Here is a 22,457-nt window from a genome sequence, read left to right on the forward strand (position 1 = left end):
CGGATGCTGAGATCCCTCAGAACGAGCTGAGGAGGTTCCACCACGCATTCTTGCCACGGCTATCGGCGCACCAGGCGCCTCGCGGCCGCTGCGGGCGATCGGCAGCAGGAGCAGCAGCGTGCCGACCAGGATGCCGACGGCGAACCCGGCGACGAGGTGCGTCCAGGTTGTGGATGCCCACACGCAGCCGGTGCGGCGCCGGGGGGACACGACGGGCGAGCGGGACGGCCACGAGCCGGTGGGCCTTCGCGGTCGGCGCGCGGACGGAGGGTCTGCGGCACGACGTCGACACCTGAGCTAGGGCCGACTCGTGAGCGGGTAGACCGCACGAGCGGTCGGATCTAGGTCATGCCAGGAACCCTGAGGCTCAGCGCAGCTCCGCGGTCGCCCACCATCGGATGGTGCCCGCCACTCCGGCGGCGGCGACGGGTAGGGCGAGGAGCAGCTGCGCGGGCATGACGGTCGCTGTGGCGGCCTGCCCGCCCATGCCGGCCCACAGCCCGGGCGCGGCCCAGGGGAACCACGCGCCGGCGCCGGCCACGGCCGCGATCTGGGTGACGACGACGAGGCCGAGGAGGGCGCCGATGCCTGGCAGGTAGCCGCGCCGGGCGCTCGCGACGAAGGCCAACGGAAGGCTCAGCAGGGTCATGAGTGCCGTCACCGCGAGGGCCTGCGCGGCTGCTCCCGCCGCGTCGGCGTCGGGTGGGCCGAGCCCGATCACGAGGCCCAGGGGGAGCGCGAGGGCGACCGTCGCCAGCCCGCACGCCGTCGCTCCGACCATCACGGTCGCGAGCTTGGCCCAGGCGATGGCGGCGGGAGGTGTCGGGAGCGCCTGCAGGCTCGCGATGGTGCCGTCGGTGAACTCCCGGCCCATGGTCCAGGCGACGACGACCCCGACGGCGAGCAGGGTCGCGACCGAGAGGATCTGGGCGAGCATCCCCAGGTAGGCGGTCCAGCCTGTGCCGTGGAGCATCGGGCAGACCTTGAGGGCCATCTGGCTGTTGCCGTCGGCGAGGCCCACCGCGGTGAAGCCGGCGGTGATGGCGCACGTCCCGACGACGAGGGCGGCGGCGGCGGTGCGGGCGACGGACGACCGGCGCAGCTTGAGCGCCTCGACCTCCCACGCTGGCCCGCTCACCGGGCCCTCCCCGGCGACGTGGCGTCGAGGCCGGCGGGCTGCTCGCACACATAGACCATCGCGAAGAACTGGCGCTCGAGGTCCACCCCGTCGGGATCGAGGGTGCCGACGGCTCGACCGCGGTGGATCACGGTGATGCGGTCGGCGGTCCGGGCGACCTCGTCGAGGTGGTGGCTGGAGACGAGAATCCCGGCGCCGGCGTCGCGGGTGCGTCGCAGCCACGTCCGCACGAGCAGCACGCCGGCGGGGTCGAGGGCGGTCGAGGGCTCGTCGAGGACCAGCAGGCGCGGCTCGTGCACGGCGGCGCACGCGAGGCCGAGGCGCTGCCGGTTGCCCATCGACAGCGCCTTCGTGCTTCGGTCGGCCCAGTGCCCGAGCTCGAGCTCGGCCAGGACGCGCTGTGCTGCCGCAGCGGCTGCGGCGCGGCCCAGTCCGCGCAGGCGGGCTGCGGCGACGACCATCTCCGTGACGGACAGCTCCGGGTAGGCGAACGGGGACTCGACGAGGTGCCCGACCGCGGCCCAGGTGCGGGCGGGGGCGCGCCAGGCGGCGACCGCCTTCTCGCCGGGCAGCCCGATCGTTGCCGTGCCCGCGTCCGGGCGCAGCATCCCCAGCGCGAGCCGCATGAGCGTGGACTTGCCGGCGCCGTTCAGCCCGACGATCGCGTGGACCTCGCCGGGCCGGACGTCGAGGTCGAGCGCATCGACGGCGATCTCCGCCCCGAAGGTGCGACGAACGCCGGACAGGCGCAGCAGCGGTGCGCTGACGCCGCCCGTGGGCGTCGGTGTGCTCATCGCTCCTCCGTCGCGTGGACGCCCGCCGTCGCGGCAGGCGGCCGGTACGGTCCGAGGTAGCTCAGGGACTGCCGGATCACGGGGCCGAGCGCGCGACCGGTGGGGGACCGGCCCCACTGCAGCAGCCCTTCCATCACGGCGGCGAGGCACGCGGCGGTCGCGACGCGCGCCTCCAGCGGGTCGGCGCCGTGCGTGAGGAGTCCCTGCACGACGAGGTCCTCGGTGCGCCTGTTGTTCTCCCACGCACGCGCCATGAGCCCGCGGTGACCCGCGATGAGTCGCACCCGGTCGCGCGTCTCCCGCTCGGTGGGCTCCGGCACCGCCGACCAGGCGGCCTCGATCCCGAGCCGGACCCGCTCCAGGACGGGGAGCCCGGGTGCCCGAGCGAGCACCGCCTCGACGATCACCTCGTCGTACGGGTCGTCGAGCACCACGTCCTCCTTGGTGGGGAAGTGCCGGAAGAACGTCATGTGGGAGACCCCGGCCGCGGCTGCGACCTCGTTGACGGTCGTGGCGTCGAAGCCCCGCTCCACGAAGAGCGCGAGAGCCGCGGCGCGCAGCCGCTCCCGCGTCTCCTCCGACCGGCTCATGGCACGATGTTAGTCACTAACAATCGCCCGCGGTAGCCCCCGCCGCGCCGCGTCTCGGGGACGGGTCAGGCGCTCCGGGTGGTCACGGCCACCTCACCACCCGTGAGGTGGCGGTTCAGGCAGCCCAGCACCCGGCGCACGTCCGACTCGCTCGCGCCGACGGCGAAGGTCGCAGAGGCGCCGGAAGTCGGCAGGTCCGCCGTCACGAGCGACTCGGCGACCGCGCCGTCGTCGAAGCACACGCTCCAGCCGCCGCGTGGGTGGCTGATCCCGACGACCCAGACGTCACCGTCACGGAGCTCGGGCACGTCCGCCGGGACGCGGCGCCCGCCTGTGGCCGCGAGGGTCACGGCGACCAGCAGCAGGGCCGCACCCAAGGCGACGGACCGGCGTGCGACGCGCATGGTGTGCTCCCTCCTGTCTTCCAAGTGCGTGTGTCTCGGCGCGCCGTCGTCCTACCGCTCGCCCGCAGCTCGAGCGGCGGCTCAGGCGGTCAGGTCGCGGCGGCGCAGCGCCCCTGCGGCGGCCGTGGCCAGGACTGCCGCAGCGACCGACATCAGGGCGAGCGGTGCGAACGTGACCGTCTCGTGCGGCGCACTGGGGACCAGGGCGAACGGCGCGGCGTCGAGAACGGCGTCAGGCAGGTTGAACAGGGGCCCGTACAGGCCGACGACGATCGACACCACCAGGACGACCCACAGCCACCACGTACCGGCGCGCAGGCCGTGGGCGAGAGCCGCCAGGCCGACGAAGGCCAGCACCACGGGCAGGTACACCAGGGCGGCCAGCGTGAACTCACCCACGAGCGCGGGGTCCTCGACGGCGCCGGCGACCCCGGCGCCCAACCCGAGCCCGGACGCCAGCAGGAGCAGCGCCGACCCCAGGGCGGTGACGGCGAGCGACCCGCCGAGCCAGGACGTCCGGCTCACCGCCGTCGCGAGCACCAGGCTCGTGCGGCCCTCGTCCTCCTCCCGGTTCAGCCGGTTGACGGAGACGACCGCGTAGACCGCGACCGCCATGGCGAAGAACGCCAGGAACGCGGACAGGGTCGAGCGCAGCACGTCGCCGGCGTCGGCCCCGCCGAAGACCTCCGCGAGCTGGGGCTGTGCCTCGAAGCTGTCCACGATGCCCTGGGCCATGGAGCCGGTGAGGATCGCGAAGACGAACAACCCCACAGCCCACCAGACGATCGTCGCCCGCTCCATGCGCAGGGCCAGGCCGGCGGGGCTCAGCAGCGCCCGGCGCGCTGCGGGGCGCCCCCGACGTGAGGGGACGATCCCCGCGCCGACGTCCCGGCGCCCGACGAGCGCGAACGCCGCGGCGACGAGCACCCCCGTCGTCGCGACCGCGAGGAGCAGCGGCCACCACCGCAGGTCGACGAACGCGCGGGTCTGCTGGGCCCAGCCGACGGGCGACAGCCACGACAGGGCGCTGCCGCCGCGCTGCTGGGCGTCGCCGACCCCGCGCAGCACGTCGGCGAGCCCGAGCAGCGCACCCGCCATGCCCGAGGCGGTGCGGGCGTGCTCGCTCAGCTGCGCCGCCACGGCCGCGACGGCTCCGAACGTGAGGCCGACCGCGGCGGCACCGGCGGCGACCGCGAGCGAGTCCACCGGATCGAGGTCGCTCCCGACCAGCGCGGCAAGCAGCACGGCACCGACCGCCACGTTCGCCACGGCCAGGACCCCGAGCGCGGCCGTCAACGGGGCGCCGCGACCCACCGCGCCCGCGCGCACCATGTCGGCGCGCCCGGACTCCTCCTCGGCGCGCGTGTGCCGCACGACCAGGAAGATCGACATGAGCGCGACGGCGACCGCGATCATCCCGAGCATCTCGTTGGCGATCATCACCCCGAACGAGTAGGCGTCCAGGCCGTAGCCCGGGCCGGTCATGAACGCCCCCGACGGGTCCTTCATGATCTCGGCCCGCGTCTGCATCGCGGCGGCGTCCGGGTAGACCACGGGGAGCGCCGCCCCCATGTACCCGATGAGCGCCCCGATGCTCAGCGCCCACACGGCGATCCGGACCCGGTCGCGGCGCAGTCCGAACCGCAGCAGGCGACCGGTCCCGGTCAGCGCCGAGCCAGGCGCGGGGGCGACGTCCGGCGCGGTCCGGTGCGCGCGGGTCAGCGTGGTCATCGCACACCGCCGACCACGCTCGTCGCGCCGTCGTAGTGGTGGAGGAAGAGCTCCTCGAGCGTCGGCGGGGTCACCGTGAGGTTCGTGATGCCCGCGGTCGCCAACGCGGCCATCACACGGGACAGCGCTACGTCGTCGACCGTGAACGTCAGGCGCGACCCGTCCTGCACGACGTCGTGGACCCCGTCGAGCACACGCACGGCCTCGGCGCCCTGGGACGTGGAGACGCGCACGGTGCTGCGGGTCAGGTGACGCATGTCCGCCAGGCTGCCGCTCTGCACGGAGCGCCCGGCGCGGATGATCGTGACCCGGTCGCAGAGCTTCTCGACCTCGGCCAGGATGTGGCTCGAGAGCAGCACGGTCGTCCCCCGCGCGGTGACCTCCTGGACGCACTGCTGGAACGCGAGCTCCATCAGCGGGTCCAGCCCGGACGTCGGCTCGTCCAGGACGAGGAGCTCGACGTCGCTCGCCAGCGCGGCCACCAGCGCCACCTTCTGCCGGTTGCCCTTCGAGTAGGTTCGCGTCTTCTTCGTCGGGTCGAGGTCGAAGCGCTCGAGCAGCGCGGCCTTGCGCGCCGGGTCGAGCCGCCCGCGCAGGCTCGCGAACAGGTCGATGACCTCCCCGCCCGTGAGCTTGGGCCACAGGTTCACGTCGCCGGGCACGTAGGCCAGGCGCCGGTGCAGGGCGACGGCGTCCGCCCACGGGTCGTCTCCGAAGAGCCGCACCGTGCCGGAGTCGGCGCGCAGCAGGCCGAGCAGCACCCGGATGGTCGTGGACTTCCCGGCGCCGTTCGGGCCGAGGAAACCGTGCACCTCGCCGGGCGCCACGGTCAGGTCGAGCTCGTCCAGCGCACGCACCGCGCCGAACGACTTGGTCAGGGCTCGCACATCGATGACAGGGGACATCGCACTCACGCTCTCGTGGGGTACCGCCGGGACAGGGTCGTCGGCGGGGCCGGGCGGCTCCGCCGTGTCAGGCGCTGCGTGCAGCGTCGGGCGCCTCCGGCGGGTCGCACACGTAGAGCAGGTACGCGTCGAGCATCGTGTTGTCCGTCATCAGACCGTGCGTGAACAGCTCGACGGTCGGCAGCATCATCCGGTCCCGGTACCCGTGCAGCATCGAGACGACGTCGGTCGGGTCGGCCGGCGGGTTCAGCGTCATGTCCAGCAGCAGCGCACCGAGACCCTGCACGGTCAGGTAGCGGGCCCGCGCCTTCTCGTCGCGGCTGGGACGCATCGTGCCGGCGGCGACCGCCTCGGCGATGTACACCTCGGCGTCCGCGATGAAGTGCTCGACGAAGTCCCGCGCCAGGTCTCCGCCGGCCTGGAGGCTCCGCAGCGCATACCCGACCAGCGGCGCGTACTCGTCCATGGACGCCAGCTGCAGCAGCACGTCCTGCGTGCCGCCGCCCGCCAGGGCCCGCTCCTTCGACGCCCGGATCTCGGCCAGGACGTGCGCGTCGCACGCCGCGCGCAAGCCCTCCTTGGAGCCGAAGTGGTGCAGGATCAGCGCCGCACTGACCCCGGCGTCCTCCGCGATCATGCGCAGTCCGACGCCGAAGCCCTCGCGCCCGAACCGGGCCACTGCGGCGTCGCGGATCCGCGTGCGCGCCGTCAGGTCATCGACCCGGGCTGACCTTGCCATGGCACTCAGACTAAACGCGTGTTCAGTCGCGACGCAAGGGGTCTTCAGTGCCGGAGGCTGCGGCAGACATGACGGTGACGTGTTGCGGCAAGTCCGCCTCGAGATGGCGAAGGACATGCCTCGCGGTCGCAATGACTCGCTCGAGCGGCTGTGGGTCCCTCTGCTCGTCGTGCTGGCCGTCGCGGTGGTGTGCATCGGGGCGTGGTTCGTCGTCGACGTGCGCACCGATCCGGACCTCGCCGGGCAGGTCGAGCAGCAGGCGGAGCGCGCCGAGGTGCTGCTCGACGAGTACATGCTTCCCACTGGCGACGGTCAGGCGCAGGTACGGATGCTCATGGACGGCGCCTGGAGCGACGGTCTCGTCCGCGTCGAGGGCGACGTCGCGACGCTGCTCGTCCGCGATGCCGAGGATCGGTACGTCCCGGTCCGTCCGCTCGGCTGACCCCACAACCGGGACGCTCGGTTTGCCCGGGGCTCCTGGGTCGTCGTGCCACCGTCATACGCCCGCAGCCGCAACGCTCGTCTTGTTCCAGTGGGACGACGAACGCGGGGCACGTCGTCCACAGGAGCCCACGCCATGTCACGGCTCCCGTTGGCTGGCTTGAACTGCGCGTCGCGCCGTAGCCGATGAGGGTGTGAGCCCGGCGGCGGAAGCGACCTTGTGGGTCCGCGGGACGCGATTCGCCTGCGAAACACGGCCGAGAACAGAGGTGAAGGCGACCGGACGACCCCCGCGCCTCACCGAGTGAGGAACGGAAGGGCTTGCCACCCCGGCCAGGCGTTCACGAACCACAGGAGCGCGGCGTTGACGAGCACGGAGACGGCGTAGCCGGCGCGCCGCGCCGCGAGGGAAGGCCGCGCCCCACGCCGTCGTCCCGTGGCGGAGCTCATCGCCTCTCCCACCGGAAGAAGCGCAGCGCGAACGCCCCGGCGACCACCGACCACAGCAGCAGGATGCCGAGGTGTCCCCACGGGACCGCACCGTCGGCGGGACTCCGTGCCGCGAGCAGCGCACCGCGCACGTGGTGCAGCGGCAGAACGGAGCCGACGCCGGCCATCCAGTCGGGCAGGGGGACGACGAACACGTCGGAGACGAAGGCGAGTGGCAGGAGCACGACGAGAGCGAGAGCGCCGACCGCCTCCGCCGTCGGGCAGGCGGCCGCCACCGCGAACCCGAGTGCTGCCATGGCCAGGGTGCCGAGGACGACCGCAGGCACCACCAGCAGGGCATCGGTGACGGCGAGCGGTGCACCGAGGAAGAAGGAGGTGACCATCAGCAGGAGGGCGACGATCAGCGAGAGCCACATGCCGGCCATCACCCGTCCGGCGAGGTACTCCCAGCCCCGCAGGGGAGTTCCGGTGAGCCGCTTGAGCTCGCCACGGTCGCGCGCCCGCGCGACCGCCTCGGGCAGGTTCATGAACGCGATCACGCTGAGCCCCCACGCCGCCATGCTCGCGGCGAACGAGGAGACGAACGGCACGCCGTCGATGGTCACGTCCGGCCCTTGCAGCGTCACCATCAGCGCGTGCAGGCCCACGGGCATCACGACGGCGAAGAACACGGCGCCCGAGTCACGGCGTGCCGCCCGGTCGGCGGCACGTGCCTGGTCCAGCACCAGGGACACGCTGCTCAGGGCCCGACCATTCCGAGCGCGCGACGAGTGCTGTGCCGGATGCGGGGTTCGAGCAGCATCGGCTGGTCCCCGTCCACGATGGTGCACGACGCGCGGTGCCGCCGGTTCGACGTGGAAGCGGATCGACGCCACGGTCACAGCGCCGGCTCCCCAGAACGCCAGGACGAGGAGCGTCCGACCGTCCCACCCGCCGCCCGCGGCGTGCGGGTCGAACTGGCCCTGGAGGCTCGTCGTGAAGGGTTCGAGCGGCAGCAGGGCCGCGGCGGACGACAGCCACCCAGGCATCTCCACCCCGACCATGAACGTGCCCGAGGCGAACATGAGGACGACCGCGATGGCGACGGAGCCGGCCTGCGCTGCTGCGGCGGTCCGCGACAGCGCAGCCGTAGCAACGCCCAGCGCGGCGAAGCAGCCGAGCCCGGCAGCGAGGGTCACCAGCGTCGCAGGGAGCGTCCGGGGGACCAGCTGCACGTCGTACGCGACGATGCCGACCGCGAGAGCGACGGCGACCGAGGCGAGAGCGAAGGTGGCAGCGGCGGCGATCCGCGCGGTGAGGTAGAGCGGGATCGGGAGCGGGCTGCCGAGCACGCGCTTGAGGACACGCCGGTCCCGTGCCTCCGCGAGCGTCGTGGCCACGGTCGGGAAGGCCGCGAACACGAGACCCATGGCCGCCGCCGCCGGTGTGACGACCTGCATCACCCGGAGGCCGCCCGTGCCGTCGAGCACGTCGTTGCCGGCGACGGCACCGATGACGAGCAGCCAGACGAGGGGAAGAGCGAGCGAGAAGGCGAGCGTCAGCCGAGATCTCCAGAGGTCCTGAAGCGCATGCAGGTACTGGTCCCGCAGCAGCGTCCCGCCCCCGGGGCGGGCCGCTCGTCCGGGGGACGGGGCGAGATGCGCAACGGCGGTCATCGCACCACCTCTCCGTGCGAACCGGGCGAGGCCGCGAGCTGCAGCGGATCGTCGTGCGGCGTGCCGACCAGGTCGAGGTACACGTCCTCGAGGCTGGCCTGCCGGACCGACAACGCGGCGAGCTCGACGCCGCGGTCCAGCGCCCAGCCGGTCAGCGTGTGCAGCACACCTGTCGGGTGCGCGGTGGCGATCTGCCAGTCGAGGCCGGTGGCTACCAGCGGGCCGTCGAGCGGGGGAAGGTCCGACGCGGGGTGTTCGGGTGGGAGCCGGAACGACACCGTGGGACTGCCTCCCGCGCCGAGCTCGGACGGCGTCCCGAGGGCGGCGAGCCGGCCGTGGACGAGCACTGCCACGCGGTCGGCGAGGTGCTCGGCCTCGTCCATGTAGTGGGTCGTCAGCAGCACGGTCGTCCCGCCGGCCCGGAGCTCCTCGACCAGATCCCAGGCGCGGCGGCGCGCCGCGGGGTCGAAGCCGGTGGTCGGCTCGTCGAGGAAGAGCAGCTGCGGGTCGCCGGCGAGCCCGAGCGCGAGGTCGAGCCGTCTGCGCTGGCCGCCGGAGAGCGTACGGATCCGCCGGTCGCGCGCGTCCGTGAGCCCGACGCGGTCGATGACGTCGTCCGCGTCGAGGCCGCGCGGGTACATGCGGCTGAAGAGACGCACCGTCTCCGCGACCGTGAACAGCTCGTCGAACCCCGCGTCCTGCAGGACGATCCCGACGCGCTCGCGCATCTCACGTCCACCCGTCGCGGGGTCGAAGCCGAGCACGCGCACCTCCCCGCGGGTGCGCGACCGGTGGCCCTCGAGGATCTCGACGGTCGTCGTCTTGCCGGCGCCGTTGGGACCGAGGAGCGCGACGACCTCTCCGTCGTCCACCGTGAACGACAGGCCGTCGACGGCCACGGTGTCGCCGTACTCCTTGCGCAGGCCGTCGACCGAGATCGCCGCCATGAGACACCTCCGTGTGCCGCGTGCGCGTCACCTCCACGCTCCACCGGACCTGCGGCCGGTACCAGGGACCTTCGACTCGGCCGCCGGCCGGCCGTGTGACTTCTGGCCCTGGTGCTCGACCTCCGCACCACCGCACGGTGGTCCGGCACGGGCGGACGACCCGGCCGGCCCGTTTCGAGGTGGGGAGGACTCATGAAGGCGCTCGTCTACCACGGTCCCGGCAGCATCCGGTGGGAAGAGGTCCCTGACCCCCATGTCATCGACGCGACCGACGCTGTCGTCCGGATCGACACGACCACCATCTGCGGGACGGACCTGCACATCCTCAAGGGAGACGTCCCGGCGGTGACCGAGGGCAGGATCCTCGGGCACGAGGGCGTCGGCACCGTCGTCGAGGTCGGCAGCGCGGTGCGCAACCTCCGCGTCGGCGACCGGGCGATCATCGCGTGCATCAGCTCGTGCGGCGTCTGCACGTACTGCCGCAGCGGCAACCCCTCGCACTGCCTCGCCGAGGAAGGTGCGTCCGGGATCGGCTGGATCCTCGGCCACCTCGTCGACGGCACGCAGGCTGAGCTGGTCCGGATCCCGTTCGCGGACAACTCGCTCTACCCCGTCCCCGGGGACGTCCCGGACGAGTCCGCGGTCCTGCTCTCCGACATCTTCCCTACGGGCTTCGAGATCGGCGTGCAGTACGGCCGGGTCAAGCCCGGCGACACCGTCGCGGTCGTCGGTGCCGGGCCGGTCGGTCTCGCCGTCGTGGCGACCGCGTCGCTCCACGGTGCCGCGCAGGTCGTCGCGATCGACCTCGACCCGCACCGGCTGGAACGTGCGACGAAGCTCGGCGCGACCCACACCGTCCTGTCCGGGACGGAGGGCTGGCTCGAGGAGGTGCTCGCGCTGACGGACGGCTACGGCGTCGACGTCGCCGTCGAGGCCGTGGGAGTGCCCGCGACGTTCCAGATGTGCACGCAGCTGGTCAGGCCCGGGGGATCGGTCGCGAACGTCGGAGTCCACGGCTCCCCGGTGCGGCTCGACCTCCAGGACCTGTGGATCCGGAACATCACGATCACCACTGGTCTGGTGAACACCACGAGCCTCGGCATGCTCCTCAAGCTGGTCGCGCAGCACAAGCTGCCGGTCGAGCAGCTCGTGAGCCACCGGTTCGCGCTCGACGACGTGATGCAGGCGTACGCGACCTTCGGCGACGCCGCCCGCACCCAGGCGCTCAAGGTGGTCCTGAGCCGCTGACGCACGCCGGACCGCGACCGCCGAGCGTCCCCTCGGCTCCTGTCACGTCAGGAGGCGAGGGGACGCGGTGCGCCCGGCGCGGGAGCTGACCGCCGAACGGAGCGCCTGCCCGAGGTCGCCATCGCGCAGGTCGCGCAGGACGTAGCCGTCCGCGTCGGCGAGGCGGACCGTGCGGGTGGCGACCGCGTCGTCGAACGACGTGAGGAGCACCAGGGCGATGTCCGGACGGCGGGCACGGATCCGGCGGCACAGCGCGATCCCGTGGTGGTCGTCGAGCCCGTCGTCCACGACCACGACGTCGGGGCGGGCCCGAGCGACGATCTTGAGCGCTTGTGCGCAGTCGACCGCCTCGTGGAGGTCGGCGCCGTCGCCCGCCGCGTCGAGGGCGCTGCGCAGCCAGGAGCGCACGACGGCCTCGTCGTCCACCACGAGCACTCGCAACCCGGTCATCCCGCGATGGTGGTTGACCCCTGCGGTTCCCGGCAGAGGAGAAGGTCACGCCCGTGCTGTCCGGGCCTATGCTCCGAGGATGGATCCCGCCCACGGTGGCGGCCCTGTCCCGGCGACGGAGCCGCTGACTGACGACCGCCTGCAGGCGTTGATGGACGCGATCGTGTCGATGTCGAGCGAGATGGACATCGCAACCGTCCTGGACCGCCTGGTCGCGGTCGCGTGCCGGCTGACCGATGCTCGCTACGGTGCCCTCGGTGTGCTGGGAGAGCAGGGCGGCCTCGAGCAGTTCGTCACCCGCGGCATCGACCCGAGCACCCGTCGGGCGATCGGTCCTCTGCCGCACGGCCGGGGTGTGCTCGGCCACATCATCACCGAGCCGAGGGCCCTGAGACTCCACGACCTCACCGAGCATCCCGCGGCGGTCGGCTTCCCTCCGCACCACCCACCGATGCGCACCTTTCTGGGTCTCCCGGTGCGGGCCCGCGGCGAGGTCTTCGGGAACCTCTACCTCACCGAGAAGACGGGGGAGTCCGGGGCCTCCGTCGACTTCACGCCCGAGGACGAGCAGGTCGTCGTCGCCCTCGCGGCGGCGGCGGGTGTCGCGATCGACCACGCGCGCACCTACCGGGTCGTGCGCGAGCACGAGCGGTGGCTCGAGGCGGCCGCCACCTGCACGCGGCTCGTGACCGCGACGGCAGGGGAGGACTGGACGAGCGATGTGCTCGCGTGCGTGCGTGAGGCGGCGCAGGCGGATGCAGCCGTCGTTGTTCGGCAGGACGGCGACTCTCCCGAGCACCTCGCCCGCACGGCGCTCCAGGCGGACCGACCGGTCCTGACGGAGTCTCCGGACGGCGCCGGGACCGGGCTCGACTGCCCGGCCTGGACCCTGGTGATCCCCCTGCTGAGCGTCGAGCGACGGATGGGCGCGGTCGTCGTCTCCTGGCGAAGGGAGGTCGGCGGGGTCGAACCGCAGCTCGACCTCGGGATGGTCGCCAGCTTCAGCGAGCAGCTCGCGCTCGCCCTCGACGTGACCGCCGCACAGCACGACCGGGCACGTCTCGCTGTGCTCGAGGAACGCGAGCGCATCGCGCGCGACCTGCACGACATGGTGATCCAGCGGCTGTTCGCCATCGGGCTCACGGTGCAGGGCGCCGCGCAGGACGCGGTGCGTGTCGACGTCGCGCAGCGCCTCGACGGTGCTGTGGACGAGCTCGACGAGACGATCAAGGAGATCCGGTCCTCGATCTTCCGGCTCGGGTCACGTCCGCGTTCGGAGGCGTTCGGGTTCCGGCACCGGATCGACACCGAGGTGGTGCACGCCCGCGAGCTGCTGGGATTTCTCCCCGGGCTGCGCACCGAGGGGGTCACCGCGATCGTGCCGGCGGAGGTCGGTGAGGACGCGGTCGCCGTGGTGCGCGAGGCGTTGGCGAACACGGCGCGCCATGCCCGGGCGCGATCGGCTGTCGTCGAGGTGCAGGTCGGCCCGGAGCTTGTCGTCCGGGTGGCGGACGACGGCGTGGGCCTGCCGACGACCGTCGCCCGCACCAGCGGCCTGGCGAACCTCACCGACCGTGCGCGACGCCACGGCGGCGTCCTGACCCTCGAGCGAGGAGACCGCGGCGGGACCGTCCTCACCTGGTCGGTGCCACTCGCCGGGCATGACGGCGGCGTCACGCTCGGCGAGGACGGACGTCACGCCGCCTCGACCTCGTGAACCACGAGCACCGACGTGGTCGCGGTCCGGACGGCGTCGCTGCTCACCGCCCCCAGCAGCATCCCCTGGAACGCGCCCAGGCCCCGGGAGCCGACCACGAGCAGCGGAGCACCGCGAGACGCCTCCACGAGCGCGTGCACGGGCTCGTCGTCCACGAGGCGCAGCCGGACCCCGAGCCCAGGGTGGGCGTCGCGCAGGCCGTCGGCCACCGTCGTGGCCGCCCGGTGCGCTGCGGCGTCCTCGTCGGCCGTCACCACGGGGTCACGGGTGAGGCCCCCGGTGCCGTAGGGATCGGGGTAGGTCGGACGGGCGTGGACCACGACGAGCTCGACGTCGCGCAGCTCCGCCTCGCGGGCGGCGACACGCGCTGCAGCCACGGACGTCGCCGAGCCGTCGACCCCGACGACCACGGGCGCGTCGTTCGCGAGGGGATGGTCGGGGTCGGAGCGCACGACAGCCACCGGGCACCGCGCGTGCGCGGCCAGGTGTGCACTCACCCGGCCGATGTGCCGGCGGACGGAATGACCCCGTGCGCCGAGGACCAGGAGCTGCGCGTCCTTGCTCAGGGTGCGCAGCTGCGGCACCTCGGCGCCGTGCAGGAGCGCCGTCTCGATCGTGAGCCGGGGGTGCCGTGCGGACTCGCGCTCGCAGCGGTCCTCGAGATACTCCTTCGCCTCGGTGTCGAAGCTGAGGTCCTCGAAGATCGGGTACCAGCTCCACTGCGAGATCTCGCGCGGCTCCTGGAAGGCGCGCGCCAGGGTGACGCGGGCACCGCGGCGCTCCGCCTCGGCGAGCCCCCACTGCAGCGTCTGCTCGCTGTGCGGCGAGCCGTCCAGCGCGATGACGAGCGGGCCGTCGGTACGCATGACTACCTCCAGGAACGCGGTCGGGACGAGCGGACAGGTCCACGATGGTCACGGGCGCGGTGCGGTGTCTCGGGTCTTCCGACCCTGCTGCGACACGGCGCCCTCGGCAGCGGACGACACAGGGGAGGCACGCGTGATCCAGGTCTTCGTGCTCGACGATCACGAGATCGTCCGTCAGGGACTGCTCCGGCTCGTCGACTCCCAGCCGGACATGCAGGTCGTCGGTGAGGCCAAGACCGCGGCCGAGGCCCTCGTGCGCGTGCCGTTGCTCCCCGTCGACGTCGCGGTTCTCGACGTGCGGCTACCCGACGGCAACGGGATCGAGGTGTGCCGCGAGCTGCGCGCGCAGGATCCGGCGCTCGGGTGCCTCATGCTCACCTCGTTCGCGGACGACGAGGCGCTGCTCGCGGCGGTCACGGCAGGTGCAGCCGGATACGTCCTGAAGGAGATCCGCGGCACAGCGATCGTCGACGCCATCCGCTCGGTCGCACAGGGGAGGACCTTGATCGATGCCGCGACCCGACGTCACGCCGTCGAGCGACTCCACGCCGAGCAGCGGCACGACGCCCGGCTCGAGCGCCTCAGCGCTCAGGAACGCGCCACGCTCGAGCTGGTGGGTCACGGACTCACGAACCGGCAGATCGCCCATCAGATGGGGCTCGCGGAGAAGACCGTGAAGAACTACGTCTCGAGCATCCTCGCGAAGATCGAGGTGCAGGGCCGGACGCAGGCGGCGCTGTACATCGTCGAGGAGCACCGGGCGCACCCGGGGGCTCCTGAAGCGTGAGCCACGCCCGCACCAGCTCCAGGCCGGTGCGGGCGTGGCTCCTGCACGCCGCGTCAGGCACCAACCGCGCGACGGCGGTGAGGGTCGGACGCGGCGCGCCCGAGGTCCGTGCCCCATGCGGTCGCCCGCGCCACCTCGCCGTGGCGGAGCGGACCGGTGGTCCCGTCGACCCAGAAGCTCTCCGGGGGAAGGGGCGTCGTCAAGCCCCGGCCCTTGAGCCGCCGGTGCGCCGCGCGGGCCGCAGATCCTGGCAGGTGCGGGTGGGCGACCCGGGTGTCGAAGGCCGCGCCGACGACGTCCGCACCACCCGTGTCGAGCGCTGCGAGCCACTCGCGCACACCGGTCTCCACCTGGGGCGAGTCCTCCTGCGTGCCCGCCTGACGGTGCGCGTCCGCCCGGGTGCTGGGCCGGCTCAGGCTGAACGCGTGGGTCGGCGCACCGACGACGAGCAGGTCCGTCCCGGGACACAGCTGTCTCGGCGCCTCGGCGACGTCGACCACGTCGACATCCGCAACGGCCGACAGGCCACGCGCCACGGCGCGGCCCACCTCACGGGTGTTGCCGAACATCGACTCGACCACCACGAGCGCGTACATGTCCCTACCTCCGGTTCTGCTCCGACGGATCGTGCGACGGTGCGGCGGCGGCACGACGTGCGCCGCGGCCTGGCGGGCTCGTCCGGCACCGCGTCGTCGCTCGGCTGCGGCGCTGGGCGTGGACGTCCCCGACCACGCGGACCTGGACGGGAACGCCGTCGACCGCGTCGGGCACGTCGGGGCGCTCTCGCTCGGAGCGCACGACCACCAGAACGCCCCATCCGTCGTCGCGGCGCGCGAGCCCGACGCCGCACGCTGAGCCTCTTCTCGCCAGCTCGGCGCGCAGACGTCTCTTGACGATCCGTGCAGCTTCGATGTCCGACATGACCAGCACCTCCCAGGACGACGCCCTCGTCCCATGACATCCCGAGCGCGCAACGCGGGGCAGAGTCGAACGTCCTGCTTCCCCGCGTGGCGCACCGTCGCCGTGTGCCCGCAGGCGGCAGGGGTGCTCGACCGATCCGCTCAGGTCCGCGCGTCCCTGTCAGAGCGAGCCGGGGTGCTGATGAGCCCAGTTCGCAGGACCGGGGCCAGCCCGACAGAGGCCTACGACCCGGTCTCGTCGCGCAGGACCTCGGCCCGCGTCACGGTGCGACGGTCGCGGTCCCGACGGACAGCGGCACGATATGAGTAGAGCTGCGCCGCGCCAGCCGCCGGAGACGCCGCCAGACGAGCACGGCGAAGACCGACCAGGGTACGAGTGAGGCGAGCGCGAACGTGGGAGCACGGCGTAGAAGTCCTCTACCGTGACCGGCGGCGGCCAGGCGACGTAGATCCCGATCTGGACGACGATCATCGCGACGCCGGCGAGCGCAGCCCACGCCCCCAGGGTCACGACGCCGCGCCACCTCGCAATGTCGCCCGGGACGTCGGCCATCGCCCAGCGAGCCGGCGCGCCGCTCGGCTCCCAGTCGCGCGCGCCGTCGTCGACCACGGCGCATCACCGCCCGGCTGTCTCGGCAGTCCGCTGAGACGAGCGCGGCTCGGCGCCCCCGACCGTCGTCGCAGGGGTCAGACCCACAGCGGTCAGCCGGCACTGGCGCCGTCCTGAGCTCCAGCTCCCACGGCCTGATGCTGCTGGCGAGCTGGGACGCCACCGACCCGACATCCGCCACGTCCCCGGCGCGGAGTCGCCGGAGCTGCCGGACGCGGAGTGATCGCCGGCGTCAGCCGGGACGTCGCACTCCGACGGAGTCCGCGCCACGACCCTGCATCGTGCGCACGGTCTGGACGTACGGTGAGTCCGTCGCGTCGCCGTAGGCGAAGACGACCTCAGCGAACCCTGCACCCAGCGACGGCTGCAGGTAGAAGACGTTGCCCCGTCTCACGGCGAACGTGTCGCCACCCGTCTCGGTCCACCGTCCGACGACCACGATGTCGCTCGGTTCACCGTAGGAGACGACGCGGTCCGCGACGCCGGTGGTGTTCGATTCGCGGAGGTAGAACGTGCTGCCGCGACGGACGGCGAGCGTGTCGACCCCGTCGCCGTCCCAGTCCCCGACGAGGACCACATCGCCCGGGTCGCCGTACGAGAACACCGACTGCGCGACGCCGCCGTACGCGTTCGTCAGGTAGAACCAGGAGCCGCGCCGGACCATCGGGGTGTCGTAGAAGTCGCCGTCCCAGTCCCCGAAGAGCACGACGTCGTCCGGGTTCCCGTAGCTGAAGTCGTTCACGCCGGGGTGGCTGAAGGTCGCGCCGTGCCGCACCACCAGCTCGTCGCTCCGCTCGCCTCGGAGGATGGCGTGCGGGCCGGTGTAGACGTCGGCGACGTACACCCGGCCCGTACGGTCACCGGCACGTGGCGCGAACGCGGGCCACCCGGTGCCCGTCGCCGGGTCGCGGGTCAGGTAGACGTCGCTGGCGCTACCGACGTCGCCTCCCTTCGCCACAGCGGTGGACGCACCCCCGACCACGCACGCGAGCACGGTCGCGAACGACGCGCCGCAGACGATCCATGTCCGACATCGGTCCTGCATGGCACCCAGCCCCTCTCGGCGAGCCCGTGCCGACTGCTGCGCACCGCGCAGCGCGCACGGTCGTGACGTGTGACCGCGCGGCTGCGCGCCATCGTCCCCACCAGCGTGCGGCTCGACCCCAGCACGTGACAGGGCCGAAGTGCCTCGAGCGAGGGAGGAGCCGGCACGACCGACGTCTGGCGCGGAAGAGGACGGTGCGACGTTCAGGACGCCAACCTCGTCTTCGACCCTGGGACTGCGGGGACCCAGGCGTGAATGCCGCTGGGCGTCCTCATCAGTCGGGGACGGGCATGCCGTGCTGCTCGAGGGTGAGGGAGCTGGGGTCGATCGAGCCGCTGATGCCGGTGTCGAGAGCGTCGACGGAGGCGACCTCGGTGCTGGTCAGCGTGAAGTCGAGGATGTCGACGTTCTCGGCGATGCGTTCCTGCTGCGGCGGGCGCTGCTCCTGGGCAGCCCCCCCGGACCTGCGAGTCGTCCTGCGCGCCGGCTCGCCCGACGACCAGCGACTCGTCGACGCGATCGCGGCCCGCGGCCTGAGCGCGGACGTCGTCGAGCTGGACGAGCACGACGCCGAACATCTCAGCCACAGCCTGGGAGACCATCGCGCCGTCCCGCCGAAGGTCGTCCTGAACAACGGTGAGGTGCTGCACGCCCCGAGCAACGCCGAGCTCGACGCAGCCCTCCTCAGAGCAGACCCGCGTCGTTGACCACCGGCGGTTCTGGTCGAACGACTGGCGACGATGGCTGGAGTCGGTGATCGTCCGTACGACAGCACCTGGCGCTGGGTGTGCCGTTGCTGGCGCTCATGACGGCGATCGCCGATCACGCGGCGTTCAACCTGCAGGGTCAGGGAGCGCACAACCTCGGTGCGAACGGGACGCCGCTGTGGCTGGATCCCACCACGTCGCTCGTGCCGTGGTGGGTGCGGGTGCAGTGGTCCTGGCTGGGCAGCAGTTCCGCGGATGCTCCGCAAGCACAACCCGAACCGCGCCGATCTGGTCGTGGCGCCGACGGACGGAAACGCCGCCAAGCTGCCCGCCGGGACCAGTGGGTGCGCCGCTCGAGGGGACATGGTGCTCGTCGTCCTCACGCAGGACAGCCCGATTCCTGACGGGCTGGTCGAGTACCCTCGCGGCGCCGGAGACTCCTAGATCCGTGAGCTTGCGCCGTACGTATCGCGGGGAGTGAGGTCGTGAGGGACGAGGTGCTCTACACCACGCGCTACAACCTCGCGACGCGCCGACCTGCTCGCGACCACGCGTGGGTACCGCCGCACGAGGCGGAACGGCTGGTGCGGGCCGGCGAGGGTATCGAGGTGGTCGACGCGTCCCGACGCGACACCGACGGTGCAGTGAAGCCGCTGTGGCTCGTCGGCCTCGCTGCGTCGGGCGCGATCCGGGTGCAGCTGCTCAGCCCGTCCGGATCGGTCGTGCGGGTCTCGGACTACGAGGTCGTCGACGGCCGTCTGTGGCGTTCGTCCTCGAGCGACTACGACTACGCCGACGACTCCGGGCGCCACCGGCTCGCCGAGGCGCAGCTCACCGTGCGGACCACCCGCGCGCCAGACGGAACCGGCACGCTGTCGATCAACGATGGTGCGTCTGCTCCGACGCACGTCACGAGCTTCGCCGACATCCCCACGGAAGGCGGATGGCTCGACATCCCGGCCTTCGGCGACTGGGGACCGGTCGTGAACGCGACCCGGGGTGCGACGCCCGGCGTGCCTTCCTGAGCCGCCGACCGCACCGCGCCAGAGATCTCACTCGTCGACCATCGAACGCTCGTGCGCACTCTTGCCCGTGAGGTCGAGGATGAAGCCATGAGCACTGACCCGTCGTTCCACGACGTGCCTTTCGACGAGCTGGAGCCCGAGCGGCTCGTCCCGACACTGCTCGGGCTCGGGCTCGCGCTGCAGCCCCAGCTCGACGCGCGCGATGACGTGCGGGGGACAGGTCTGCAGGCTCCGGCGGAGTAAGCGCTTCGAGCCGTTTCGTCGTGAGGATTGCGGCCACGCCGGGGAGCGAGCACCTCGACGACGAGCGCGGCCACCCGTACTGCTCTTGTCGAGGTCGGCTCGGGCCGGATCGTTCAGACTGAGGCGGACGGTGCGCCCGTCGCACGCCTCGTGCGTCGGACTTCTGCCCTGCACGACGTCGAGCAGGAGCCGGCGCCCGGCCGCATGCACGGGACCGTCGGCGGGCGCGCACCTGGAGGGTGGCGACGCCGCTGAGGACCGCCGACGGCGCAGGGCGCCGCCCGATCCGGCCTTCCGGTGGCCAGGAGCACACGCCGGGCGAACGACGTGTGCAGGGTTTCCGTCCCGCGCCGACCCTGCGCGTCAGGCGAGGGAGAGGAAGAGCTTCTCGAGCTTGGCGACGTCGAGGGTGGCCTGCTCGGTCTCGGTGCCGGGGGTCATGCACTGCTTCATGCCGGAGGCGATGATCGCGAAGCCGGCGCGGTCGAGGGCGCGGGAGACGGCGGAGAGCTGGGTGACGACGTCCTCGCAGTCGCGTCCTTCGTCGAGCATGCGGATGACGCCGGCGAGCTGGCCCTGGGCGCGCTTGAGGCGGTTGGTGACCTTGCTCATCTCGTTGGGGTCGAGCTCCATGGCCGTGCTCCTTGTCTCGGGGGTGGCGTGACGATACCCCGGTGGGTACCGGGAGGTGTCAGCGGGGGCAGGTGCAGCGGGCCGTGGGCGGGACGGTGGCCATGACGTCGCGGACGTGCATGCCGCAGCCGTCCCAGGTGGTCTTGCCGCAGGCGGGGCACGAAGCGGGGTAGCACATGGGGTCTCCTCGGTCGGGTCAGGCGGTCGGGCTGGGGTCGGTGGCGCGGGGTGGTCAGCGGCGGGTGGTGCCGCCGGCGGCGCGCCAGGCGGCGATGCCCCCCGACAGGCTGGTGGCGTCGACGCCGGCGCTGCGCAGCGCGGCGGCGCCGGTACGCGAGCGCAGCCCTGAGGCGCACATGACCACGACGCGGGCGCCCGCGGGCAGGCGGCCGGGTGCGGTCGCGATGTCGGCCAGCGGGACGTGGAGGGCGCGCGGCGCGTGGCCGGTGCGCCACTCGCCGGTCTCGCGGACGTCGAGGACGAGGGCGCCGTCGGCGACGAGGTCGAGGGCGGTGCGGGCGTCGACGGTGCGGGGCAGGCCGGTCGGGCGGCGGGCGGTCAGGCGGTCGCGCAGGGCGGCCAGGGGTGAGCGCACGAGTGGGTCCTCGTTCCTTCGGGGGAGCTCGGTCGGCGCCGGGCGGCAACCCGGCGCGGGGTCAGGGGGTCAGGCGGCGAGGTCGGGGTGGACGGCCTGGAGGGTGAGCCAGCCGCCGGAGAGGTTCCGGGCGTCGACGCCCGCGCCGCGCAGCATGCGGGTGGCGAGGTAGGAGCGGACCCCGCTCGCGCAGTGCACGCTGACCGGGCGGCCGGCGGCGGCGTCGCGGACCTCGTCGAGGCGGGCGCGCAGCTCGGTGTGCGGGACGTGCAGCGACCCGGGCAGGTGCGCGGCGGCGCGTTCCTTCGCGGAGCGGACGTCGAGCACGAGGGTCGAGGCGCGGACGGCGTCGAGGTCGGTGGCCTGCCACTGGGGCATGGTCCCGTCCAGGACGTTCTGGGCGACGAAGCCGAGCATGTTGACCGGGTCCTTCGCCGAGCCGTAGGGCGGGGCGTACGCGAGCTCGAGCTCGGCGAGGTCGTCGGCGGTCATCCCGGCGCGCAGGGCCGTGGCCAGGACGTCGATGCGCTTGTCGACCCCGTCGCGCCCGACCGCCTGGGCACCGAGGAGCCGCCCGTCGGGGGCGAACGAGGCGACGAGGTGCACGGCCTGGGCGCCGGGGAAGTACCCGGCGTGGTGGTTGGGGTGCAGGTGCACGGTCTCGTGCGCGATCCCCGCCGTGGTGAGTGTGGCCTGGCTCGCGCCGGTCACCGCGGCGGTCAGGTCGAAGACCCGGACGATCGCGGTGCCGAGGACCGGGGCCTGCGGGGTGGTGCGTCGGCCGAGCATCGAGTCGGCGGCGCGCCGGCCCTGCTTGTTGGCAGGCCCCGCGAGCGGCACGGGTCCCGTGGTGCCGGTGACGGCGTGGCGGACCTCGATCGCGTCGCCTACGGCCCAGATGTGCGGGTCGGAGGTGCGGTGGTCGGCGTCGACGCGGATCGCCCCGCGCGGGGCGAGCTCGAGGCCGGTGTCGCGGGCCAGGTCGCTCGCCGGGCGGACGCCGACGTTGACGACCACGAGGTCCGCGCCGAGCACGGTCCCGTCCGAGAGCAGCACCGCGACGCGCTCGCCCGAGGGCCCGGCGTCGTCGACCGCGACCGCGGACATGCCCAGGTGCAGCCCGACGCCGTGCGCGCGCAGCTCGTCGGCCAGGAGCGGCGCGAGCTCGGCGTCGAGCGGGGGCAGGACGTGGTCGGCGAGCTCGACGAGGTCGACGTCCAGGCCGCGCGCGACCAGCGCCTCCACGGCCTCGAGCCCGATGAAGCCGGCGCCGACCACGACCGCACGCGGCCGGCGAGCGTCGCCGGCGGCTGCGAGGGCGGTGTCGACGCGGGCGCGCAGGGCGTCGACGTCCGGGACGGTCCGCAGCGCGTGCACGGCCGGGTGGTCGAGCCCGTCGATCGGCGGGCGCACCGCGACGGCGCCCGGGGCGAGCAGCAGCGCGTCGTACGGCTCCTGGTACTCACCGGTGGCGGTGCTGACGGCGACGGTCCGGGCAGCCCGGTCGATCGAGACGACGCGGTGGCCCGTGCGGACGTCGAGGTTCAGCGCCGCACGCAAGCTCGCCGGGGTGTGGAGCAGGAGGTCCTCGCGCTCGGCGATCTCCCCGGACAGGTGGTACGGCAGCCCGCAGTTCGCGAACGACACGTACTCCGACTGCTCGAGCACCACGATCCGGGCGTGCTCGTCGAGCCGGCGGGCCCGCGCCGCGGCGCTCATCCCGCCGGCGACACCTCCGACGATCACCAGGCGACGCGGAGCGGCGAGCGGTGCAGCGCGGGTCTCGGTCGTGTTCATCGGCATGCTTCCAACATACC

General features: G+C 73.1%; 25 protein-coding genes. 8 read left to right on the forward strand and 17 right to left on the reverse strand.

Going from position 1 to position 22,457, the window contains the following annotated elements:
• Positions 1-367 precede the first annotated feature (367 nt).
• The 7 genes from AB6N24_RS01670 to AB6N24_RS01700 all read right to left on the reverse strand — a co-directional run bounded on the left by AB6N24_RS01670 (position 368) and on the right by AB6N24_RS01700 (position 6,301).
• Positions 368-1,138 carry an ABC transporter permease gene (locus tag AB6N24_RS01670; RefSeq protein WP_412867699.1) on the reverse strand — a complete coding sequence of 257 codons (771 nt, stop codon included), beginning with the start codon at positions 1,136-1,138 and terminating at the stop codon, positions 368-370.
• The gene (locus AB6N24_RS01675; protein ID WP_412867700.1) at positions 1,135-1,932 is read right to left on the reverse strand and encodes an ABC transporter ATP-binding protein; all 798 of its coding nucleotides are present in this window, start codon (positions 1,930-1,932) and stop codon (positions 1,135-1,137) included. The genes AB6N24_RS01670 and AB6N24_RS01675 overlap by 4 nt, the downstream gene beginning before the upstream one ends.
• Positions 1,929-2,522, reverse strand: a complete 594-nt coding sequence (locus tag AB6N24_RS01680) for a TetR/AcrR family transcriptional regulator (protein WP_412867701.1) — start codon at positions 2,520-2,522, stop codon at positions 1,929-1,931. Before AB6N24_RS01680 ends, AB6N24_RS01675 begins: the two co-directional genes overlap by 4 nt.
• A 65-nt stretch (positions 2,523-2,587) precedes the next feature.
• Positions 2,588-2,926, reverse strand: coding sequence for a hypothetical protein (locus AB6N24_RS01685; RefSeq protein ID WP_412867702.1), 339 nt, complete (start codon positions 2,924-2,926; stop codon positions 2,588-2,590).
• Positions 2,927-3,007: 81 nt separating this feature from the next.
• Positions 3,008-4,657, reverse strand: a complete 1,650-nt coding sequence (locus AB6N24_RS01690) for an ABC transporter permease (RefSeq protein WP_412867703.1) — start codon at positions 4,655-4,657, stop codon at positions 3,008-3,010.
• Entirely contained in the window at positions 4,654-5,562 is a 909-nt protein-coding gene (locus tag AB6N24_RS01695) for an ABC transporter ATP-binding protein (RefSeq protein ID WP_412867704.1), read from the reverse strand. The genes AB6N24_RS01690 and AB6N24_RS01695 overlap by 4 nt, the downstream gene beginning before the upstream one ends.
• 67 nt (positions 5,563-5,629) lie before the next feature.
• Positions 5,630-6,301, reverse strand: a complete 672-nt coding sequence (locus tag AB6N24_RS01700) for a TetR/AcrR family transcriptional regulator (protein ID WP_412867705.1) — start codon at positions 6,299-6,301, stop codon at positions 5,630-5,632.
• A 115-nt stretch (positions 6,302-6,416) separates the two neighbouring features.
• Here AB6N24_RS01700 and AB6N24_RS01705 point away from each other — a divergent pair, with 115 nt between their 5' ends.
• Positions 6,417-6,743, forward strand: a complete 327-nt coding sequence (locus AB6N24_RS01705; protein WP_412867706.1) for a hypothetical protein — start codon at positions 6,417-6,419, stop codon at positions 6,741-6,743.
• Between the two features lie 445 nt (positions 6,744-7,188).
• Here AB6N24_RS01705 and AB6N24_RS01710 read toward each other — a convergent pair whose 3' ends face one another.
• Both AB6N24_RS01710 and AB6N24_RS01715 read right to left on the reverse strand, forming a co-directional pair.
• Entirely contained in the window at positions 7,189-8,847 is a 1,659-nt protein-coding gene (locus AB6N24_RS01710) for an ABC transporter permease (protein ID WP_412867707.1), read from the reverse strand.
• Entirely contained in the window at positions 8,844-9,794 is a 951-nt protein-coding gene (locus tag AB6N24_RS01715; RefSeq protein ID WP_412867708.1) for an ABC transporter ATP-binding protein, read from the reverse strand. The genes AB6N24_RS01710 and AB6N24_RS01715 overlap by 4 nt, the downstream gene beginning before the upstream one ends.
• Positions 9,795-9,986: 192 nt before the next feature.
• On the opposite strand from AB6N24_RS01715, the gene AB6N24_RS01720 reads away from it, so the two are divergent.
• Complete coding sequence (locus AB6N24_RS01720; protein ID WP_412867709.1) at positions 9,987-11,042, forward strand: zinc-dependent alcohol dehydrogenase family protein; 1,056 nt, start codon at positions 9,987-9,989, stop codon at positions 11,040-11,042.
• A 42-nt stretch (positions 11,043-11,084) separates the two neighbouring features.
• On the opposite strand, the gene AB6N24_RS01725 is transcribed toward AB6N24_RS01720, so the two are convergent.
• Positions 11,085-11,492, reverse strand: a complete 408-nt coding sequence (locus AB6N24_RS01725; RefSeq protein WP_412867710.1) for a response regulator — start codon at positions 11,490-11,492, stop codon at positions 11,085-11,087.
• Between the two features lie 79 nt (positions 11,493-11,571).
• On the opposite strand from AB6N24_RS01725, the gene AB6N24_RS01730 reads away from it, so the two are divergent.
• Positions 11,572-13,209: a GAF domain-containing sensor histidine kinase gene (locus AB6N24_RS01730; protein ID WP_412867711.1), complete on the forward strand. Its 1,638-nt coding sequence runs from the start codon at positions 11,572-11,574 to the stop codon at positions 13,207-13,209.
• Here the strand turns inward: AB6N24_RS01730 and AB6N24_RS01735 are convergent.
• The gene (locus AB6N24_RS01735) at positions 13,188-14,075 is read right to left on the reverse strand and encodes a universal stress protein (protein ID WP_412867712.1); all 888 of its coding nucleotides are present in this window, start codon (positions 14,073-14,075) and stop codon (positions 13,188-13,190) included. The two genes, AB6N24_RS01730 and AB6N24_RS01735, sit on opposite strands and share 22 nt — an antisense overlap.
• Before the next feature lie 133 nt (positions 14,076-14,208).
• Between AB6N24_RS01735 and AB6N24_RS01740 the strand changes: the two genes are divergently transcribed.
• A complete protein-coding gene (locus AB6N24_RS01740; RefSeq protein ID WP_412867713.1) occupies positions 14,209-14,862 on the forward strand; it encodes a response regulator transcription factor in 654 nt (217 codons plus the stop codon).
• Between the two features lie 53 nt (positions 14,863-14,915).
• Here the strand turns inward: AB6N24_RS01740 and AB6N24_RS01745 are convergent, their stop codons facing one another.
• A complete protein-coding gene (locus AB6N24_RS01745; RefSeq protein ID WP_412867714.1) occupies positions 14,916-15,458 on the reverse strand; it encodes a hypothetical protein in 543 nt (180 codons plus the stop codon).
• Between the two features lie 118 nt (positions 15,459-15,576).
• Here AB6N24_RS01745 and AB6N24_RS01750 point away from each other — a divergent pair, with 118 nt between their 5' ends.
• On the forward strand, positions 15,577-15,717 hold the full coding sequence (locus tag AB6N24_RS01750) for a hypothetical protein (protein ID WP_412867715.1): 141 nt from the start codon (positions 15,577-15,579) through the stop codon (positions 15,715-15,717).
• Between the two features lie 907 nt (positions 15,718-16,624).
• Here AB6N24_RS01750 and AB6N24_RS01755 read toward each other — a convergent pair.
• Positions 16,625-17,350, reverse strand: coding sequence for a hypothetical protein (locus AB6N24_RS01755; protein WP_412867716.1), 726 nt, complete (start codon positions 17,348-17,350; stop codon positions 16,625-16,627).
• 425 nt (positions 17,351-17,775) lie between these two features.
• Between AB6N24_RS01755 and AB6N24_RS01760 the strand changes: the two genes are divergently transcribed.
• The 3 genes from AB6N24_RS01760 (at position 17,776) to AB6N24_RS01770 (ending at position 19,412) form a co-directional block, all read left to right on the forward strand.
• Positions 17,776-18,144, forward strand: a complete 369-nt coding sequence (locus AB6N24_RS01760) for a hypothetical protein (RefSeq protein ID WP_412867717.1) — start codon at positions 17,776-17,778, stop codon at positions 18,142-18,144.
• Positions 18,145-18,629: 485 nt separating this feature from the next.
• Complete coding sequence (locus AB6N24_RS01765; RefSeq protein WP_412867718.1) at positions 18,630-19,169, forward strand: hypothetical protein; 540 nt, start codon at positions 18,630-18,632, stop codon at positions 19,167-19,169.
• An 87-nt stretch (positions 19,170-19,256) separates the two neighbouring features.
• Positions 19,257-19,412, forward strand: coding sequence for a hypothetical protein (locus AB6N24_RS01770; RefSeq protein WP_412867719.1), 156 nt, complete (start codon positions 19,257-19,259; stop codon positions 19,410-19,412).
• Positions 19,413-19,775: 363 nt separating this feature from the next.
• On the opposite strand, the gene AB6N24_RS01775 is transcribed toward AB6N24_RS01770, so the two are convergent.
• The 4 genes from AB6N24_RS01775 to AB6N24_RS01785 all read right to left on the reverse strand — a co-directional run bounded on the left by AB6N24_RS01775 (position 19,776) and on the right by AB6N24_RS01785 (position 22,437).
• The gene (locus AB6N24_RS01775; protein ID WP_412867720.1) at positions 19,776-20,045 is read right to left on the reverse strand and encodes a metal-sensitive transcriptional regulator; all 270 of its coding nucleotides are present in this window, start codon (positions 20,043-20,045) and stop codon (positions 19,776-19,778) included.
• A 58-nt stretch (positions 20,046-20,103) separates the two neighbouring features.
• Entirely contained in the window at positions 20,104-20,223 is a 120-nt protein-coding gene (locus AB6N24_RS23135; RefSeq protein ID WP_489672049.1) for a hypothetical protein, read from the reverse strand.
• Positions 20,224-20,277: 54 nt separating this feature from the next.
• Positions 20,278-20,640 carry a rhodanese-like domain-containing protein gene (locus AB6N24_RS01780; protein ID WP_412867721.1) on the reverse strand — a complete coding sequence of 121 codons (363 nt, stop codon included), beginning with the start codon at positions 20,638-20,640 and terminating at the stop codon, positions 20,278-20,280.
• A 69-nt stretch (positions 20,641-20,709) separates the two neighbouring features.
• Positions 20,710-22,437: an FAD-dependent oxidoreductase gene (locus AB6N24_RS01785; RefSeq protein ID WP_412867756.1), complete on the reverse strand. Its 1,728-nt coding sequence runs from the start codon at positions 22,435-22,437 to the stop codon at positions 20,710-20,712.
• Positions 22,438-22,457: the final 20 nt, after the last annotated feature.

The sequence above is a fragment of the Cellulomonas jepli genome (genome assembly GCF_047229345.1).
GTDB lineage: Bacteria > Actinomycetota > Actinomycetes > Actinomycetales > Cellulomonadaceae > Cellulomonas_A.